Annotated in this window: 16 protein-coding genes and 1 pseudogene; 5 read left to right on the top strand and 12 right to left on the bottom strand. The window is 62.3% G+C overall.

What is annotated here, in order from left to right:
• Nucleotides 1-12 precede the first annotated feature (12 nt).
• On the bottom strand, nt 13-843 hold the full coding sequence (locus C8K58_RS25365) for a p-hydroxycinnamoyl CoA hydratase/lyase (protein WP_010567568.1): 831 nt from the start codon (nt 841-843) through the stop codon (nt 13-15).
• 213 nt (nt 844-1,056) lie between these two features.
• Between C8K58_RS25365 and C8K58_RS25360 the strand changes: the two genes are divergently transcribed.
• Complete coding sequence (locus C8K58_RS25360; protein WP_108574560.1) at nt 1,057-1,545, top strand: MarR family winged helix-turn-helix transcriptional regulator; 489 nt, start codon at nt 1,057-1,059, stop codon at nt 1,543-1,545.
• A gap of 5 nt (nt 1,546-1,550) precedes the next feature.
• Here C8K58_RS25360 and C8K58_RS25355 read toward each other — a convergent pair whose 3' ends face one another.
• Nucleotides 1,551-2,876, bottom strand: coding sequence for an OprD family porin (locus tag C8K58_RS25355; RefSeq protein ID WP_178087841.1), 1,326 nt, complete (start codon nt 2,874-2,876; stop codon nt 1,551-1,553).
• A gap of 308 nt (nt 2,877-3,184) precedes the next feature.
• Between C8K58_RS25355 and mhpT the strand changes: the two genes are divergently transcribed.
• A complete protein-coding gene (mhpT, locus tag C8K58_RS25350; RefSeq protein WP_108574558.1) occupies nt 3,185-4,393 on the top strand; it encodes a 3-(3-hydroxy-phenyl)propionate transporter MhpT in 1,209 nt (402 codons plus the stop codon).
• Here mhpT and C8K58_RS25345 read toward each other — a convergent pair.
• From C8K58_RS25345 to C8K58_RS25335, 3 genes are all read right to left on the bottom strand, one after another.
• Complete coding sequence (locus C8K58_RS25345) at nt 4,371-5,318, bottom strand: transporter (RefSeq protein ID WP_108574557.1); 948 nt, start codon at nt 5,316-5,318, stop codon at nt 4,371-4,373. The genes mhpT and C8K58_RS25345 overlap by 23 nt on opposite strands.
• 81 nt (nt 5,319-5,399) lie before the next feature.
• Nucleotides 5,400-6,167 carry a coniferyl-alcohol dehydrogenase gene (locus tag C8K58_RS25340; protein WP_027603457.1) on the bottom strand — a complete coding sequence of 256 codons (768 nt, stop codon included), beginning with the start codon at nt 6,165-6,167 and terminating at the stop codon, nt 5,400-5,402.
• A 37-nt stretch (nt 6,168-6,204) separates the two neighbouring features.
• Nucleotides 6,205-7,680: a benzaldehyde dehydrogenase gene (locus C8K58_RS25335; protein WP_027603456.1), complete on the bottom strand. Its 1,476-nt coding sequence runs from the start codon at nt 7,678-7,680 to the stop codon at nt 6,205-6,207.
• Between the two features lie 270 nt (nt 7,681-7,950).
• On the opposite strand from C8K58_RS25335, the gene C8K58_RS25330 reads away from it, so the two are divergent.
• Both C8K58_RS25330 and C8K58_RS25325 read left to right on the top strand, forming a co-directional pair.
• The gene (locus C8K58_RS25330; RefSeq protein WP_108574556.1) at nt 7,951-9,708 is read left to right on the top strand and encodes a sigma-54-dependent Fis family transcriptional regulator; all 1,758 of its coding nucleotides are present in this window, start codon (nt 7,951-7,953) and stop codon (nt 9,706-9,708) included.
• Nucleotides 9,709-9,806: 98 nt separating this feature from the next.
• Nucleotides 9,807-10,418: a TetR/AcrR family transcriptional regulator gene (locus C8K58_RS25325; RefSeq protein WP_027603454.1), complete on the top strand. Its 612-nt coding sequence runs from the start codon at nt 9,807-9,809 to the stop codon at nt 10,416-10,418.
• 19 nt (nt 10,419-10,437) lie between these two features.
• Here the strand turns inward: C8K58_RS25325 and C8K58_RS25320 are convergent, their stop codons facing one another.
• From C8K58_RS25320 to C8K58_RS25305, 5 genes and pseudogenes are all read right to left on the bottom strand, one after another.
• The gene (locus C8K58_RS25320) at nt 10,438-10,917 is read right to left on the bottom strand and encodes a DUF3237 domain-containing protein (protein ID WP_027603453.1); all 480 of its coding nucleotides are present in this window, start codon (nt 10,915-10,917) and stop codon (nt 10,438-10,440) included.
• 42 nt (nt 10,918-10,959) lie between these two features.
• On the bottom strand, nt 10,960-12,063 hold the full coding sequence (locus C8K58_RS25315) for a polyamine ABC transporter substrate-binding protein (protein WP_027603452.1): 1,104 nt from the start codon (nt 12,061-12,063) through the stop codon (nt 10,960-10,962).
• Nucleotides 12,064-12,103: 40 nt separating this feature from the next.
• A complete protein-coding gene (locus C8K58_RS25310) occupies nt 12,104-13,441 on the bottom strand; it encodes an alginate export family protein (RefSeq protein ID WP_108574555.1) in 1,338 nt (445 codons plus the stop codon).
• Between the two features lie 99 nt (nt 13,442-13,540).
• Nucleotides 13,541-13,642: a hypothetical protein gene (locus tag C8K58_RS33170; RefSeq protein ID WP_368961871.1), complete on the bottom strand. Its 102-nt coding sequence runs from the start codon at nt 13,640-13,642 to the stop codon at nt 13,541-13,543.
• Nucleotides 13,636-14,682 (bottom strand): annotated as a pseudogene (locus C8K58_RS25305) (serine hydrolase domain-containing protein); the annotation flags it as partial. The gene C8K58_RS33170 and the pseudogene C8K58_RS25305, both read right to left, overlap by 7 nt.
• 390 nt (nt 14,683-15,072) lie before the next feature.
• Here C8K58_RS25305 and C8K58_RS25300 point away from each other — a divergent pair.
• Nucleotides 15,073-16,215: a polysaccharide lyase family 1 protein gene (locus tag C8K58_RS25300; RefSeq protein ID WP_027603449.1), complete on the top strand. Its 1,143-nt coding sequence runs from the start codon at nt 15,073-15,075 to the stop codon at nt 16,213-16,215.
• Between the two features lie 52 nt (nt 16,216-16,267).
• Here C8K58_RS25300 and gspF read toward each other — a convergent pair whose 3' ends face one another.
• Nucleotides 16,268-17,479, bottom strand: a complete 1,212-nt coding sequence (gene gspF, locus C8K58_RS25295) for a type II secretion system inner membrane protein GspF (RefSeq protein WP_027603448.1) — start codon at nt 17,477-17,479, stop codon at nt 16,268-16,270.
• Nucleotides 17,479-18,111, bottom strand: a 633-nt coding sequence (locus tag C8K58_RS25290; RefSeq protein WP_166655330.1) for an ATPase, T2SS/T4P/T4SS family, incomplete at its 5' end; no start/stop codon positions are given. The genes gspF and C8K58_RS25290, both read right to left, overlap by 1 nt.

Below are 18,111 nucleotides of genomic sequence, written 5' to 3'. Positions count from 1 at the left end.
CGGCCGCGCCCTTCAGCGTTTATACGCCTGCAGGCCAGGCTTGATGCTCTTGTCGTCGAGGAACTGCTTCATGCCCTGCTCGCGACCGCCCTCGGTATCGAGCAGGCGCGACTGATCGAGCTTGGCGTAGAGGTAATCCTCGTTCTGCTCCCAGGTCAATTCGCGGCAGCGCTTGAAGCCATGCTTGGCGGCACGCAACACCACCGGGTTTTTCTCCAGCAGGTTGCGCGCCAGTTCGATGGTCACTTCACGCAGTTGAGCCAGCGGCACGCTTTCGTTGACCAGGCCCATTTCGGCGGCTTTCTGCCCGCCAAAGGTCTTGCCGGTCATGATGTAGTACAGCGATTGGCGATGGCCCACAGTGTCGGCCATGGCCTTGCTCACCAGGTTGCCCGGCGGGATGCCCCAGTTGATTTCCGAAAGGCCGAAGGTCGCTTCGTCCGCACAGATCGCCAGGTCGCAGGCCACCAGCGGGCTGAAGCCACCGCCGAAGCACCAGCCATTGACCATGGCGATGGTCGGCTTGGCGTACATGCGCAGCAGTTTCCATTGCCATTGCGAGGCTTCGCGGCGAATTTTTTCCTGGAGGATTTCCGGGCCGGCGTCCACCTCGCGAAAGTATTCCTTGAGGTCCATGCCGGCGGTCCAGGCTTCACCCGCGCCAGTCAGCACCAGCACGCCGGCGGCAGGGTCCTGCTCGAGGGTTTCGAGGACGTCGATCATTTCCCGGTTCAGGGTCGGGCTCATGGCGTTGCGTTTTTCCGGACGATTGAGAATGACCCAGGCGATGCCTTCTTCGATCTCAACCTTGACGGTGGTCCAACGGCCTTCGTAATTGCTCATGGCGGTACGCTCTTGTTCTGGGTTTGAAGATGAGTCGAAATTAAACCGCAAATATAGTTATGTCAATTAACTATTAATCCGGATAACCAATATTTTTAAGCGATGAAACCTGCGTTTTCCAGGCGCTGTGAAAAGCCGGCATAGCCATGGCGCGCCAACCCCGGCAAACTAGATAGCCTTCTTAACCTCCACCTTCTGAGGATTGCACTGCCAATGGCCAAGCCTTCCACCATCGCCGCCACCAGCCAGGCCCTGCCCGACAACGACGAGGTACGGCCGCCGCTGGATTCAGCCCTGGACGATCTGATCGGCTACGCCATGCGCCGCGCCCAGCTCAAGCTGTTCCAGAACCTGATCGGCCGGCTGTCGGACCACGACCTGCGCCCCGCACAGTTCTCGGCCCTGGCAATCATCGAGCAGAACCCCGGGCTGATGCAGGCCGACCTGGCCCGCGCCCTGGCCATCGAGCCGCCCCAGGTAGTGCCGTTGCTGAACAAGCTGGAAAGCCGCGCCCTCGCCGTGCGGGTGCGCTGCAAGCCGGACAAGCGCTCCTACGGGATCTTCCTCAGCAAGAGCGGCGAAATCCTGCTCAAGGAACTCAAGGCCATCGCCGCCCAGAGTGACCTGGACGCCACGGCCGCCCTTGACGCCCAGGAACGCGAAGAGCTGCTGCGCCTGCTGAAGAAGGTCTATCAGGACTGAGCGGCCTACCAGAGCGCCACGGTGTAGAGGACCAGGAAACGGGTCTGGTTTTCATCGCGAAACGCCGCGCCGCTCGGGAAGTCATTGCGGTAGATCGACTTGCGCGCCATGAACCCGACGTTCTTCAGCGGGCCGTCCTGGATCACATACCCCAACTCCATCTGGAACTCGCGCTCCTTGCGGTCCTCGGCATTGAAAGCGGCCAGTTCGATGTTGTCGCCGCGCACATAGCGCAGCCGACTCTTGAGCCCCGGCACACCCGCTGCGGCGAAGTCGTAGTCATAGATGGCTTGCCAGGTGCGCTCCTTGGCGTTAAGAAAGTCCGAGCTCATGGTCAGCTCGCTCATGCCCATCAACTCGGTGCCGGAGATATAGGGTGTGGCCGTCTCCCCGCTTGAGTGCATGTAGCCAAGGCTGACGCGATGGCCGCCGAGGCGGTAGCCGAACAGCGCCGAGAGGTTGCGGTTATCCACCTTGCCCGCCTTGGCACTGCCGTCCTCGCGGCTGAAAAAGCTGCGCAGGTCGCTGGTGAGCACGCCATCGCCCAGCGGCAGGTTGTGCAGCAGTGCCAGGGTGTCCTGCTGGTAGAGGTCGGCGACCTGGGAGTGATAGACGCGCAGGCTGAGGTCTTTGTTGACCTGATAGTCCCCGCCCACATACGCCAGGTGCGACGTGGTGGCGGTGGCGTTGAAACGCCGGTTGGGCGAAGCGATGGTCATGGCCTGGTAGTCGGTGGAGTCGCGCTTGTTGATGCGGTCGATGTAGCCGGTGTTGAAGGTCAGGCCATCGATGTCCTTGGAGCTCAAGGTGGTGCCGCGAAAGGTTTGCGGCAACAGGCGCGACGGGCTGGCAAAGGCGAACGGCAGGAAGATCGACACATCGCCGGCCTTCACCGTGGTTTGCGCAAACCGCAGCTTGGCAGTCGGGGCCAGGCGCGAGTACTCATCGGCGGCGCGCTTGTCGCTGGCCGACACCGGCAGCAACTCGGTGCCGCTGCGGTCCGGCGAGGAGTCGAGCTTGACCCCCATCAACCCGCGCACATCCAGGCCGAAGCCCACCGGGCCCGGGGTGTAGCCCGATTCCAGGTTGAGGATGAACGCCTGGGCCCATTCCCGCGCGGCGGTCTTCGCCCCGTCGTCCTTGTAGTCGCGGTCCAGGTAGTAATTGCGCAAGGTCAAGGTGCCGTGGCTGTCGTCGATAAAGCCTGCGGCCCATAGCGAAGTGGGCAACACGCTCAAGGCCAGGCATGCCATGAGCAGGCGTGGGGTATTGTTCGACACACAGGCGACGGGCGCCGCTGCAACGGCGTGCTCCATAGGGAGTTCTGGCATGTTCGATGTCCATTTTTTGTTGTTGTTTTTGGGGTGGCACACGCTCGGCCCGGTCGGCTTCGCGAGCCAAGAATGGAAACAGCCGGCGGTGCCCGTCAACCACAACTGAGCGATAATCGAACATTAATAAAGCTATCTATTTTTTAGTTGCATATGGATCAACATCGCAAGCCAATGAATTACATGGATTTATTCATGCTTTATGGGCGAATTAATCCACGATTCATTTTTTAGTTATCTTTGTTATCTTAATCACCAGCAGCCACTCGCGCTCGTCACCACAACAAAAACAACAATGAGGTTTGCCCATGGACAGTCCATCGCGTCGTTCGACGCTGACTATTGCGTTGTGCTTTATCGTTGCGCTGATCGAAGGGTTCGATCTGCAGGCCGCCGGCACTGCCGCCGCCGGGTTACGTCAAACGTTCGCCCTGGATCCGAAGATGCTCGGCTGGGTGTTCAGCGTCGGCATCATCGGCCTGCTGCCGGGGGCGTTCTTCGGCGGCTGGGTCGCCGACCGCATCGGGCGCAAGAAAATCCTGGTGGGTGCCGTGCTGCTGTTCGGGCTGTTTTCCCTGAGCACCGCGTTTGTCGACAGCTACGCCAGCCTGTTGCTGGTGCGCTTTCTCACCGGCCTGGGCCTGGGCGCCGCACTGCCCAACCTGATCGCGCTGTGCGCCGAAGCAGTGAGCGAACGCAACCGGGGCACGGCCATCAGCGTGATGTACTGCGGGGTGCCGCTGGGTGGCGCATTGGCCGCGGTGGTGGCGATGTTTTCCAGTGAGCACTGGCAGACCACCTTTATCATCGGTGGCCTGGCGCCGTTGCTCGCCGTGCCGTTGATGATCCTGCTGCTGCCGGAGTCCAGCGCCTTTCGCCAACAGCGCGACACTACGCACGGCGCCCGCCCTTCTACCGGCCAGGCGCTGTTCGGCGAAGGTCGCGCCCGCACCACGTTGGCGTTGTGGCTCAGCTATTTCTTCACCCTGACCGTGATGTACATGCTGCTTAACTGGCTGCCGTCGCTGTTGCTGGAGCAGGGTTTCAGCAAACCCCAGGCGGGCATGGTGCAGATGCTCTTCAATATCGGCGGCGCCCTCGGCTCGCTGCTCGGCGGCGTGCTGCTGGACCGCTGCAATGCCGTCAAAGTGGTGCTGGGTGTGTATGCCGGGTTGCTGGCGGCATTGGCCGGAGTCGGGTTGTCGGTGGGCATCGTGCCCATGGCCATCGCCGGTTTTGCCGCCGGCCTGTTCGTGATGGCCGCGCAGTTGGTGCTGTACGCATCGGCACCGCCCTCCTACCCGACCTCGGTACGCGCCACCGGTGTCGGTGCCGCGGTGGCCGTCGGCCGCCTGGGTTCGGTGGCCGGGCCGCTGGCGGCCGGGCAACTGCTCGCCGCCGGCGCCGGCACCGCCGGGGTACTGCTGGCGACCTCCCCCGGGGTGGTGATTGCCACACTGACCATCATCAGCGTGATGGTGCGTACGGCGCCCACTAGAACTTATGCAGCCAATTGAGCACCAGTTTGTTGCCCTGCGTGCGGTTCTCCGCCTGCTGCTCGAAGTAGGCGTTTACCGATAGCACGTCTTCCTTGCTGAACCCGTAGACCAGGCCTGGGCCGATGGCCCAGACCTTCTCCCGACGCCCGCTCACGGCGTGCCCATCGACCTGGGTGTCGGTGATCTGCTTCAACCAGTAGCCGTTAACCCCCACGCTCAGTTGCTGGCTCACGGCATATTGCAGGGTCAGGTTGGCATGCAACGCCTGCCCGGCCTGGGTATCGGAAACATCCCCGAAGCCTGCCTGCGGATCATCGTTCTTGCCATTCCACAGGTACATGAACCGCCCGCTCGTCGACCACTTCGGGCTGAACCAGTACGTCGCCGCGTAATACGGGTTGAATGACCAGAAGTTGCTGCCTGGGTTGATCGAGCGCTTGCGGTCATAGGCGCCCACCGGCACCGAGATATCGGCTTCGATACGTTGGGTCAACAGCGGGCTGCCATCGGCGCGGCTCAGGGTCGGCAGTTGCACGAAGGGCCCCACAATCACATCACCAAAGCCGGCGCGAGAACTCAGGGCCGCATTGTTCAACCCGTCGTCGACATCCACATGGGCCAGGGAGGTGTTGATCAGGGTGAATCCGGGCATCGCGCCATTCGCCAAGGGTTGGCCGAGGTAGATGATCTGTGTGGTAGGCGCCACCACTTCCACGTCCTGGTTGGGCAGTGCCAGCTTGTGGCCGTTGGCATCATTGAAACGGCTGGCCCGGGAGTACGTCAGGTATTCCTCCAGGTACCAGCCCGGGCCGGCGGGTGCCGGTGAGCCGTCGTAGAAACTGGTGCTGCCCAGGTTGAGGCCGGGCAAGTCGTAAGCATGTGCAGTCGATGACAGTGCGATAAAGGTCCCGGCCGCAACCGTCCGCAAGATAGGCTTGAGCATCTTGTATGTCCTGTATTTTTGTTGTTGTTCAAGACCCCCGGCACGGTGGATCCGCACCGGGGTTTACCGCTGTAGCACCCCCTACACGTAGGTCGCCGCCAACCCACCGTCCACCGGCAGATTGACCCCGTTGACCCAGCGCGCGGCGTCGGAGCACAGGAAGGCGATCACCGCCGCCACCTCATCGGCCAGGGCCGGACGGGTCATGCGCTGGCTGTCCGCGGCCACCCGCTCCGGCCCGAGCATGCTGACAAAATCGTCGAGAATCGGGGTAAACACCGGCCCCGGCGCCACGCAGTTGATACGCACCGCGTGATCGCGAAACCAGCCTTGGGATTGCTGGAAGCTCCACACGATCAGCGCCTCCTTGAAGTACTGATAACAGCTGGCCTGCTCCACCGGATTGGCCGCCAGCCACTGCTGCCCGGCCTCGAAGCTGTGCGTCGCGGCCAGGGCCTTGTGCAGCTCCAGGCGTTGCGGCCACTGCGCACCGAGCACCGAAGCGACATTGACGATGCTGCCGCCCGCCGCCATGCGTGGCAGCAGCGCTTGAGTCAGGTGCCGCAACCCCAGGTAGTTGACCGTGGCCACCGCTTGCACGGGCGCGGTACCGGGCACGCCGGCAATGTTGCACAGCCCGTCGACCCGTGCCGGCAGGCGCGCCACCAGGGCATCGATGCTGGCCGGATCGCCCAGGTCAGCCTGGAAAAAGCCATCCAGGGTCAGTTGCGGTGCATGGCGATCAACGCCGATCACCGTGGCACCCTGGAAGCGCGCGAGCCGCGCCAGCTCGGCGCCAATGCCGGAGGCGACGCCGGTGACGACCAGGGTTTTGTTGTGCAGGTTCATGTTCAAGCCCTCTTGTTTTTGTATAGGCATAGGTGGATCAAAACGGATAGGCAGGTGCAGTGTTCTTCACCGTGACCCACTGCCACTGGCTGTACTCGTCCCAGTCGGCCGGCCCGCCTACGCTGCCGCCATTACCGGAAGCGCCGCGCCCACCAAAGGGGTTGATGCATTCGTCGGCGACGGTCTGGTCATTGATGTGCAGCAGGCCGCAGTCAAGCCGCTCGCCGATGGCCATGGCACGCCCGACCGAAGGCGAGATGATCGCGGCCGAGAGGCCGTACTCGGTGCGGTTGGCCAGCTCGATGGCCTCCTCGTCGGTGGCAAAACTGACCACCGTGGCCACCGGCCCGAAGATTTCATCCTCAAACGCGCGCATGCCTGGCCGCACACCGCTGAGCACGGTGGGCTGGTAGAACAATTGGTCGTATTCGCCACCCGCCTCCAACCGTGCGCCCGCTTGCAGGCTGTCGCTGACGATCTCGTGCACGCGCTGCAATTGCCGTTGGTTGATCAACGGGCCGAGCGCGGCTTCACCGCGGGCGGCATTGCCCACGGTCAACGCCCGGGCCTTGTCCACCAACTTGCGCGTGAGGCGTTCGGCGATGGATTCATGGGCGAGAATCAAGCCGGTGGCCATGCAGATTTGCCCCTGGTGCAGCCAGGCGCCCCAGGCGGCATTGCTCGCGGCCAGGTCGAGGTCGGCGTCTTCGAGAATGATCAGCGGGTTCTTGCCGCCCAGTTCCAGCGCGACTTTTTTCAGGTGTCGTCCGGCCACTTCGGCGACTTTGCGCCCCGCCGCCGTCGACCCGGTGAACGCAATCATCTGCACATTCGGATCGCGGCACAGCGCCTCACCCGCCGGCGCGGCACCGGGCAATACCTGCAGCAGGCCCTTGGGCAAGCCCGCCTCTTCGAACAGCCGGGCGATCAGAAAACCACCGCTGACCGGGGTCTGCGGGTCGGGCTTGAGCACCACCGCATTGCCCGCCGCCAGGGCCGGGGCCACCGAGCGCAGTGAGAGCACCAGCGGAAAATTGAACGGTGAAATCACCCCGACCACGCCATGGGGCTGACGCCGGGCATAGGACAGGCGACCTGCCGCACTGGGCAGCACCAGCCCGTGAGGTTGGGACAACAGCCCCGCCGCCTGATGCAGCAGCACAATCGCCTCGCGCACTTCGTGCTCGCCCTTGAACAACGCGCCGCCGGTTTCCCGCGCGACGTACAGCGCCAGTTCGGCAAAGGACTGCTGGGCCAGGTCCGCCGCCTTGCGAAACACCTCGGCGCGCTCCCGTGGGCCGAGTGCTGCCCAGGCCGGCTGCGCCAGGGCCGCGCTGCGGCAGGCGACGGCGATGTCGGCCGGGTTGGCCATGGCACAGCGCATCAGGGGTTCGCCGGTGGCGGGTTCGATCACCGCGATCACGGACCCCGAGGCAGGTATCCAATCGCCGTTGAACAGGCATTCGGACGCAATGGCCCGCTGTAGCAAGTGGGTGGTTTCAGGTACTGACATGGCAACTCCCGGTTCTTGTAATTGTCATCGCCTGCACAGGGTGCAAACGCCGCATCAAGCCTTGAGCAAAGGCTGTGCCGCTTGCACCCAACGACGCAGACATAAAGGACCGAGGGCTCTGGGACGAGGCCTGCCACGGGGCGCCCACGCCTCACCGCCCCATCGGCTGCAAAAACCGCGGCACCGCCACTTGTTCAATTGATAAGGTTATGTTTAATAACTATCTGAGCAGTTACTCATATCGATCACTCGCTTTGCAGGGGCATAACAATGACTAATCCCCACAGCGCGCTGCCCGACGACCGGGTGGCCAGCGCGCCCTACCATCCGCGCGGCGACAGCCGCCAACTCAGTGAGAGCAGTTCGCCCACCCCGGCGGAACTGACCGATTGCCTGTTCTTCTCGCCCGAAGACGGGCGTATCTGGCTCAACGATCAACGCATGGTGTTGCTGCACGGTTCGTCGTTCGGTGCCCTGCGCGCGGAGGTCATCGAACGCCTGGGGCTGGAGCAGGCGCGTGGCCTGTTCACCCGCACCGGTTATGTCTCCGGCGCGCGGGACGCGCGGTTGATCCGCGAGCGCTGGCCACAGGCCGATGCCGCCGCCGTGTTTCGCGCCGGGACCCACCTGCACACCCTGGAAGGCATGACCAAGGTCGAACCGCTGCACTTCAAGTTCGATGCCGACTCGGGGTTCTATGAAGGCGAGTTCCTCTGGCACCACTCCTGCGAGGCCGATGAACACGTGGGTGCCTACGGCATCGGCCAGGACCCGGTGTGCTGGACTGAAACCGGCTATGCCATCGGTTTTGTCAGTGGCCTGTTCGGGCAAATGGTGATTTTCCGCGAGGTGGAATGCCGGGGCATGGGCCACCGCTGTTGCCGGGTGATCGGCAAGACCGCGGAGCAATGGGGTGACGTCGAGCAGGACCTGCGTTACCTGAATGTGTCCCAGGCCGTCGCCAACGCCACGGTCGCGCCCACGCCCGACCACCCGGTGAACCACAGTGCCAGGGCCAACCCGCCGCAAACACTGGTGGGTGCGAGTGCGGCCTTCAACGCCGCGACACAAGCCCTGCAACGTGTCGCACTGACCCCGGCAACGGTGTTGATCAGCGGCGAGTCAGGGGTCGGCAAGGAGATGTTTGCGCGCCAGTTGCACCGGCTCAGCCGCCGCCAGGACAGCCCGTTCGTGGCGCTCAATTGCGCCGCCATTCCGGACAACCTGATCGAGGCCGAACTGTTCGGTGTCGAACGCGGCGCCTATACCGGCGCGACGCACTCGCGGCCTGGACGTTTCGAACGGGCCCAGGGCGGCACGCTGTTTCTGGATGAGATCACCAGCCTCAGCCTGGCCGGGCAAAGCAAGTTGCTGCGGGCCTTGCAGGAACGGGAAATCGAACGGGTCGGCGGGGTGCGCGGGATCAAGGTGGATGTGCGCGTGGTGGCCGCCACCAATATCGACCTGCGTAAAGCCGTGGCCGACGGCAGCTTTCGTGAAGACCTGTTCTACCGCCTGAATGTCTACCCCATCGTCCTGCCCCCGCTGCGCGAACGCCGGGACGACATCCCGCTGTTGATCAATGCGTTCCTCACGCGCTTCTGCCAGGAATACGCGCGAACGCCGGCGGGCCTGACCATGCGCGCCCTGAAGGTGTTGCTGCGCTATGACTTCGCGGGCAATGTGCGCGAACTGCAAAACCTGATCGAACGCGGCCTGATCGCCAGTGACGAAGGCCAACCCATCGACCTGGTGCACCTGTTTCGCAACGAACCGATGCCGGCCGATCCCTACGGCCTGGACGACCACGGCAGCCTGTCCAACAGCGCACCGCCGCCGTGCCTGGCACTGTTCGACACCCTTGGCCAACTGGAACCGGGGTTTTCCATCGAAGGCCTTGAATCGCGCCTGCTCAACGAAGCCCTGCAACGCAACGCCGGCAACCTGGCCGCCGCTGCCAGGCTTGTGGGGCTCAGCCGCGCTCAATTTGCCTACCGGTTGAAGAAGCATCAGCGGCAAATCCCTTGAATGCCAATTAGTGCTTTAAAAGCTTTACCCAATTAAGTATTTTGCAGGGATACCGGGGCGATAAGTGCCCCTCTTTTTACTCGTGACAAGGATCTCCTGTGAGCGGACTGCGTGAACGTCAGAAAGCCGAACGCCGGCAAGCTATCAGCCAGGCCGCGATCGAGCTGTTTGAACGCCAGGGTTTCCAGAACACCACCATCGAACAGATCGCCAGCCAGGCCGGGGTGTCGCCGCCGACGGTGTTCAAGTACTTCGGCAACAAGCAGGAAATCATCCTGGAAATCCTGCATCACGCCGATCAGCGCGCAATCAGTGACACCCGCCGCGAGATCCACACAATGGACGATCCGGTCGAAGCGCTGTGCCACCTGGAAAGCCTGCTCACCGGCTATGCCCTGGAAGTCATGCACCCCAGCCTGTGGCGTGAACTGCTGCCGCTGATCCTGTTCGGCGGCAGCAATGAACTGCCGGCTGGTTATCGCGCCATGAACGATGCGCTCAGGGCGGAAATCAGCGAACTGCTGCGGGAACTGCAACGGGCCGGCAAGCTGCGCCCGCAACTCGATGTGGAGTTGGCCGCGTTCCTGTTGAACGACTATTCGCACCTGCAACTGTTCAGGCTGGTGAACCAGGAACAGCCGGATATCGACGCGCACTCGACGCAGGTACGGCGCATCACCGAGCTGCTGTTCTACGGCATGCAGGCCTGACAGCTTCCAGGGCCGGGCCTCAGTAAAAGCGATAGCAACGAATCACCACCTGGTCGGCGCCCGGGTAATGCACCAGGCCGATAAAACTTGAACGGGTGAGCCAGTCCAGCCGCCCCTTGGGCACCTGAAACAGCGGGGTGCAGGTGCAGCGGTACTCCGTCTCAGGAATCGGCCATTGACCGTCGCGCTCCAGCTGGCGCCCGTACTCAGTCATGGTCAATACGCCGCGGTTACGGATGTTGATCACCTCGCCTTCGTCGGTCCTCAGGCTGTAGCGGGCATCCAGTTGACCGATGCCATCCGGGCGCAAAACAAAACAATCGTCTCCGCCCGCCAGGACCTGGCCGCTGATGCCGACCCCATCGAAGTCCCCGCCCATAATCGGGTAGTTGCAGCGCAGGCCTTCAACGCTGTCGCCCAGGGTCACACCCGGCCCTATCGCGACGCGCAGGGTCAGCACCCGCTGCAAGTTGGGGGCAATGTCCATCCGTTCAGTCATGGCAAGCTCCAGGCCCGGCGCGCACGCACCGGGCCACACTGATCAGCGGTTGCTCTTGATGGCCGTCCAGGTGCGGGTACGGATGCGCTCCACGGCGGCCGGAATCGGTTCCAGGGCGAACAGGGTCTTGCGCGCTTCCTCCGGCACATACATGTTGGGGTCGTTGCGGATGCTGGCGTCCACCAGCGCAGTGGCGTCCTTGTTCGGGTTGGGGTAGCCGATCTTGTTGCTGATGCGCGCAATCACGTCCGGGCGCAGGATGTAATTGATGAACGCATGGGCCTCCGCCAGATCGGGTGCCTTGGCCGGGATCATCATCACGTCCGCCCACATCGGCGCGCCTTCCTTGGGCAGTGCCATCTCGACCTTGACGCCCTTGCCGGCGGCATCTGCCAGTCGCGTGGCCAATGCGACACCGCCGGACCAGCCCACGCCCACACAGATATCACCGTTGGCCAGGTCCATGCCGTAGCGCGACGAGTTGAAGTAAGTGACGTAAGGGCGAATCTTCATCATCACGGCCTGGGCTTGCACATAGTCTTCACGCTTCTGGCTATTGGGGTCGAGGCCCTTGTAGTGCAGGGCAATCGGCAGGATCTCGTTGCCGGCGTCGAGGAAACCCACGCCACAACTGGCGAGCTTGGCGAGGTTTTCTTCCTTGAAGATGATGTCCCAGCTGTTCATCTGCACGTCGGGGCCCAGGGCCTTGCGTACCTTGTCGACGTTGTAGCCGATCAATGTGGTGCCCCATAGGTAAGGCACGGCGTAGCGGTTGCCGGTGTCACCCACGGCTTCCAGGGATTGCATGAACTGCGGGTCCAGGTGCTGCCAGTTCGGCAACTGCTGGCGGTCCAGCGGCTGCACGGCCCCGGCCGTGATCAGGTGCCCCAGGTTGGCGGTGCCGGGAAACACCACGTCATACCCTGAGTTGCCCGTCAGCAGCTTGGACTCCATGGTTTCGGCACTGTCGAACACATCGTAAATCGGGCGAATGCCGGTTTCTTCCTGGAAACTCTTGAGCACTTCGGGTGGCAGGTATTCGATCCAGTTGTAGATCCGTACGGTGCGTTCTTCAGCCAGGCAAAAACCACTGATGAGCAACGAGGCGACAGTGCCCAGCACGGTGTTACGCAAAAATCTGTTCATGATCAAAACACTCCAGCGCGGCCGCGATGGCTCGCAGCACTTAATAGCGGTAGGTGAAATACAGTTCCAGCGCACTGAACATCTGGTCGTTACCGAACACCTGTTTGGCGGCGGCCAGTGGCTTGACCCAGTTGTAGGACAGCGACGTATAGAACGACGGCGTGGGTGTCCAGTCGAGGAAAACCACACTTTCGTCAGCAAAGCGCCGATCGCTGACCGGTGCGCCCATGTAGTTTTTCTCGTCCAGCCAGAACTGGTAGTGAATCGCGCCGAGGGTCAGGGTGTCGTTGAGGTGGGTCTTGAGGGAGAACTGCTGGACGTTTTCGTTGCTGTTGAACAGCAGGTAGTTGCCGACCACGTCCCCGACCAGCCAGGTGCTCCAGTCAACGAAGCCCTTGCTCAGTGAATCCCAGGCTTTCTGGCGGTTGTCGGTGAGGTTGTCGTCGCCGGAAAAGCTCGCGTAGCGATAGCCGAGGATCGGTGTCAGCGGCACGGTGCTGAAGGCGTAGTCGGCCTGGGCGTACCAGGCGTTGGCATCGTAGTCGACGCCCTCGCCGCTGCCGCGCTCCAGCGCGTACTCGGCATTCAGCGTCAGCGCCTGTACGCCGGGTACCTTGGCGTTGAGCGCCCGCAGGTTGTACACCTGCATGCCGTCCCGACGGCGCGGGAGCGTGCTGCCTCGGGGGCCAAGGGCATTGACCTTCATGGCCATGGCGCCGAGCGTCACCTGGTCATCGAGGTTGTAGTCGAGGTTGACGCCGGTCATGCGGAAATCGCCCAGGTCATCATCGGTGCGCAGGGTGAATACCTGGGACTTCAGCGCGCCATGGTCCCAGGCCAGGATCGCTGAATCCTTGAAGGCGGTTCGCGGGCCGAGCCAGTAGGCGCCGTCTTTGTACTGGTCGAGGTTACCGTCCATGACGATGAACCCCGTACCGATCATGTAGTTCTGGCGGCCGGCGGTGAACTTCCACTCGCCGGCGCGAAAACCGCCGTAGAGTTCTTCGGCGGCAACCTTGCCGTCGGAGCTGCGGGTGAAGCCTCCCGCATCGCCATCGCCGAAGGTACTCGCCCCCACCAGGGAGCCGCCGGCCAGCAGGCTGAAATCCGGTTGCAACGCATACTCGAGCTTGACCCCCGGCTTTACGTAGACCTCTTGCCAGTTGATGCGGGCGCCGCCGTTCTTGCCGCTGCGTGCATCGACCTGGCCGCTGCCGAAGTTGACGCCACGGGTAAACAGCGTCGCCCCGCCCACGGTAAGATTGACTTCACCCTTGAGATCGCCGTCCTCAAAGGTGTAGCCCGCCAGCGCGACGTGGGTGGTCAAGGGTAAGCCGAGCGCTAACAGCGCTCGAGAGAAACGCTTGGTGAAAACCATAAGAAGCTCCTGTGGAATTATTGTTGTTACAGGGCAGTCAATGGCGACGCAGGGCGCCGCCAACACCTGGGCAAGCCAGGTGAATAGAACGCAAGACTCTTATTGTTTGGCGTGGATCAGCGACTCAGGTGGGCGGCGATCGCGCGCAGCATGCGCACGCTGTCGGTATCGAACGGGCTGACCGCATCGGTGAGTGACGATTGCTTGACGATCACCACGCCGGACGGCTTGTCGATGAACAGGTATTGGCCGTGGATCCCTCCGGCCATCAGGGCTTGGCTGTGGTCGTTGAACACGTACCACTGGCTGCGATAGGACGCACCCGGCGTCCAGCTGGAGAACTCGGCATTTTGCGCGTAGATCGCCGGATCAGAACCGGCGGCGATACGCGCTACGGTCTCGGGCGACAACAGCTCGACCCCGTCCTGGCGACCGTCGTTGGCGAGCAGGCGACCGAAGCGCGCCATGTCTCTCAAGGTGGCACTGAAGCCCGCCCCGGCAACGTTACGGCCCCAGGGATCGGCCATGAAATAACCGTCGCGCTCGCAGCCCAAGCGCCCCCAGATCTGTTCCAGCATCTGACTGCACGCCTGGCCCGAGGCCCGTTCCATGACCCATGCCAGGACTTCGGTGGTGGCGGTCACGTAATGGAAAAAGCCGCCGTGTGCGCCACGTTTTTTCAGTGACGGCAGGTATTGGTACAGCGATTCAAACTGGGCGTATGGCGCCGGTGCCGGCTGGAAACCGCAGGCATAACCGTACTGCGAACTCTCGGAGGCGGGATCGTCATACACCTCGTTGTAGTCGATGCCCACGGCCATATCGAACAACTGGCGCACGGTGGCATCGCCAAACGCACTGCCCACCAGCTCAGGCACGTAGTACGCGGCAGACAGCTCGGGCTTGAGCAGGCCGTTGGAAACCAGTTGTTCGCCGAGGGTGCCGATCAGCGACTTGGTCACCGAGAACATGATGTGCCGGTCATCCGCGCGCTGGCCGTTGAAGTAGCGCTCGAACAACACCGTGTCGCCCTGCATCACCAAAAAGGCGTCGGTCTGGCTGGCAACAAGGTGTTCGATCACGCTGATGCTGAGCCCGCATTCGCTGTCAAAACACAGTTGGTCCAGCGCTGTGGGCGCTTCCTTGAGCTGAGCGGCAGGCCTTGAACCCGCCGCCACATCAATCGTGGGACGCAGCCGCGCCAGATGACGGAACCCCCACTGGCTGAAGGGCGCGCGCATCCAGTTGTGCCACGTTACCCGGTGTTTCGGCTCGGCCGGGAAGCCCTGCATCAGCGCAGGTGCCACGGGGGTTGCAAAGCACGACTCATTGGCCTCGACGTAAAGAGTCGCCAGTACAGACGGGGTTTTAACACTCATCGGGATAACCCTGAAAATGACTCTGCGTGGGAGCAGATGCACAGGAATAATTATCCGATATTTTATTTTAGTCAATAAAACTTTTTACTCGTTAATTTTACAAACAGTTGTACGACAACAAAGACACACATGATAGTATTTCTCATGCAGCGGACGTTCGATTCGCTGCACCAGTGGCAAGGACGTCCGCTCGAGAAACGCGCATGCCTGTGCGCGTTTAAACACTCAAGTTAATCAAGGATCTGATTACTCATGACAAAACCCTCAACCTTCACTGCCTCCAAACTGGCCAGTGCCGTTATCGGTGCCCTGCTGTTTTCCAGCGTTCCTGCGCATGCCGCGGACATCTGGCTGGATTCGGCCACCACCGGTTGGGCCACTCAGAACGGCGGCACTAAGGGCGGCTCGCGAGCTGCGGCGAATAATATCTACACGGCAAAAAACGCGGCTGAGCTGAAAACCGCACTGAGCGCTTCGGTGGGCACCAACGGCCGTATCATCAAAATCACCGGCATCATCGATATCAGCGAAGGCAAGGCTTATACGACGACTGCTGATATGAAGGTACGCGGTCGCCTGGATATTCCTGGCAAAACCACCATCGTCGGTACCACCAGCAATGCCGAGATCCGTGAGGGTTTCTTCTATGCCAAGGAAAACGACGTCATCATCCGCAACATCACCATCGAAAACCCGTGGGATCCCGAGCCGAAGTGGGACCCCACGGACGGCAGCGCCGGCAACTGGAACTCGGAATACGATGGCCTGACCATCGAGGGCGCCAATAACGTGTGGGTCGATCACGTGACCTTTACCGATGGCCGCCGTACCGATGACCAGAACGGCAGCGCCAACGGCCGTCCGAAGCAGCATCACGACGGCGCGCTGGATGTTAAAAACGGCGCCAACTACGTGACCATCTCGTACTCGGCATTCAAGTCGCACGAGAAGAACAACCTGATCGGTTCCAGCGACAGCCGCACCACCGACGACGGCAAGCTCAAGGTCACCATCCACAACAGCCTGTTTGAGAATATCTCTGCCCGTGCGCCGCGCGTGCGTTTCGGCCAGGTGCATCTGTACAACAACTACCATGTGGGCAGCACCAGCCATAAGGTGTACCCGTTCTCGTACGCTCACGGTGTGGGCAAGAACTCGAAGATCTTCTCCGAGCGTAACGCCTTCGAAATCGCCGGTATCAGCGGTTGCGACAAGATCGCCGGCGACTACGGTGGCAGCGTCTACCGCGACACCGGCTCGACCCTCAACGGCAGCGCATTGAGCTGCTCGTGGAGTTCGAGCATCGGCTGGACCCCGCCGTACAGCTACACTCCGCTGGCTGCCGATAAGGTCGCCGCCGACGTCAAGGCCAAGGCCGGCGCCGGTAAGCTCTAAGCAACACTGTCACCTGTGAAATGAAAAGCCCTCGGTGACGAGGGCTTTTTTGCTACTGCACCAGTTGGTTGATCTCGATGATCGGCAACAGCACCGCCATCACGATCACCAGCACCACCGCGCCCATCACCACGATCATCAGTGGCTCCAGCAGTGCGGTCATGCCCATCGCCCGGCGCTCGATATCGCGGGACAGTGTCTGCGCGGCGCGATCGAGCATAGGCGGCAGCGAGCCGGTCTTTTCGCCGCTGGCTATCAGGTGGATCAGCAGGGGCGGAAATACTTTTTCCGCCGCCAGCGCCGTGGCCAGGCTGACGCCTTCGCGCACCTTGGCAGTGGCGTCGTTGACGCACTGGCTCAGGCAGTCGTTGGACAAGGTCTGGCGTGCCGCTTCCAGTGCACGCAACAGCGGCACCCCGGCGCCGCCGAGAATCGCCAGGGTCGAGGCAAACCGTGCGGTATTGAGCCCGAGTACAAAACGCCCGATCAGCGGCAGGCGCAACACGCGACGATGCCAACCCAGACGCGCCAGCGGGTTGCGCAGGTACACACGCCAGCCCCAGAAACCCGCGATCAAAGCACTGAGGCACAGCCAACCCCAACCGCGAATGAAATCACTGGCATTGAGCATCGCCAATGTCAGCCCGGGCAAGTCCTGGCGCGCCTGGGAAAACGCACTGACCACCTGGGGCACCACGTAGCTGAGCAGGAAGATCACGATGGCGATCGAGACCAGCCCTACCACTCCAGGATAGATAAACGCGGTGAGGATTTTACTGCGCAGGTTATTGCGTTCTTCGATGTAGTCGGCCAACCGCTCCATCACCTGGGCGAGGTCGCCGGACTCCTCTCCCGCCGCAATCAGCGCGCGGTAGATCTCCGGAAAGTCCCGTGGCCGCGCGGCCAAGGCATCCGCCAGGCGCATGCCGCTGCGTACATCGGCACGCACCGCACTCAGGGCCTGGACGATGTGTTTGCGCTCGGCTTGTTCCACCGTGGCACTCAACGCGGCCTCCAGTGGCAGGCTGGCGCTGAGCAGGCTCGCCAGTTGCCGCGTGGCCCAGGCCAGGTCGTTGTCCGACAGCTTGGCGCTGAACAGGCCCGCGCCAGCCCCTGAGGCCGTATTTTGCTCAAGGTGCACCGACAAGGCCGTCAAGCCACGCCGGCGCAGAATCCCGAACGCCTCGCGCTGACTGTCGGCTTCCAGGTGTCCGCTCTCGATCTTGCCCATGGCGTCGGCGGCTTCGAAACGGTAGCGATTCATCAGGCGTCCCGTGTCACGCGGAGCACTTCTTCGGGTGCCGTCACGCCGCTGTTGACCCAGCGTTCGCCATCCTCACGCATGCTGCACATACCGGCGCTGCGGGCTGCGGCCCTGAGCGCCTGCTCACCGGCGCCCTGGTGAATCAGCGCGCGAATCGCGTCGTCAATGCAGAACAGTTCATGAATGCCGGTGCGACCGCTGTAGCCGGTGTGGTTACACGCCAAACACCCCAGTGGACGCCAGGTGCCCGGGCTGGCCGGGTCTTCTTCCTTGCATTGCGGGCAGAGACGACGCACAAGGCGTTGCGCCAGAACCCCAAGCATTGAAGACGCCAGCAAAAACGGCTCGACGCCCATGTCCAGCAGGCGGTTGACGGCGGATACCGCGTCGTTGGTGTGCAACGTAGCGAGTACCAAATGCCCGGTGAGCGAAGCCTGCACCGCGATTTGCGCGGTCTCCAGGTCGCGGATTTCACCGATCATGATGATGTCCGGGTCCTGGCGCAGGATCGCCCGCAGGGCCAGGCCGAAAGTCATATCGATCTTGGCATTGACCTGGATCTGGCTGATGCCCGGCAGGTCGTATTCCACCGGGTCTTCCACGGTGAGGATATTGCTGGTACTCGCATCCAG

This window comes from Pseudomonas sp. GV047 (assembly GCF_003058245.1).
Lineage (GTDB): Bacteria > Pseudomonadota > Gammaproteobacteria > Pseudomonadales > Pseudomonadaceae > Aquipseudomonas > Aquipseudomonas marginalis.
The sequence above is the reverse complement of the archived record's forward strand: the minus strand, read 5'-3'. Positions and strand labels throughout refer to the sequence as shown.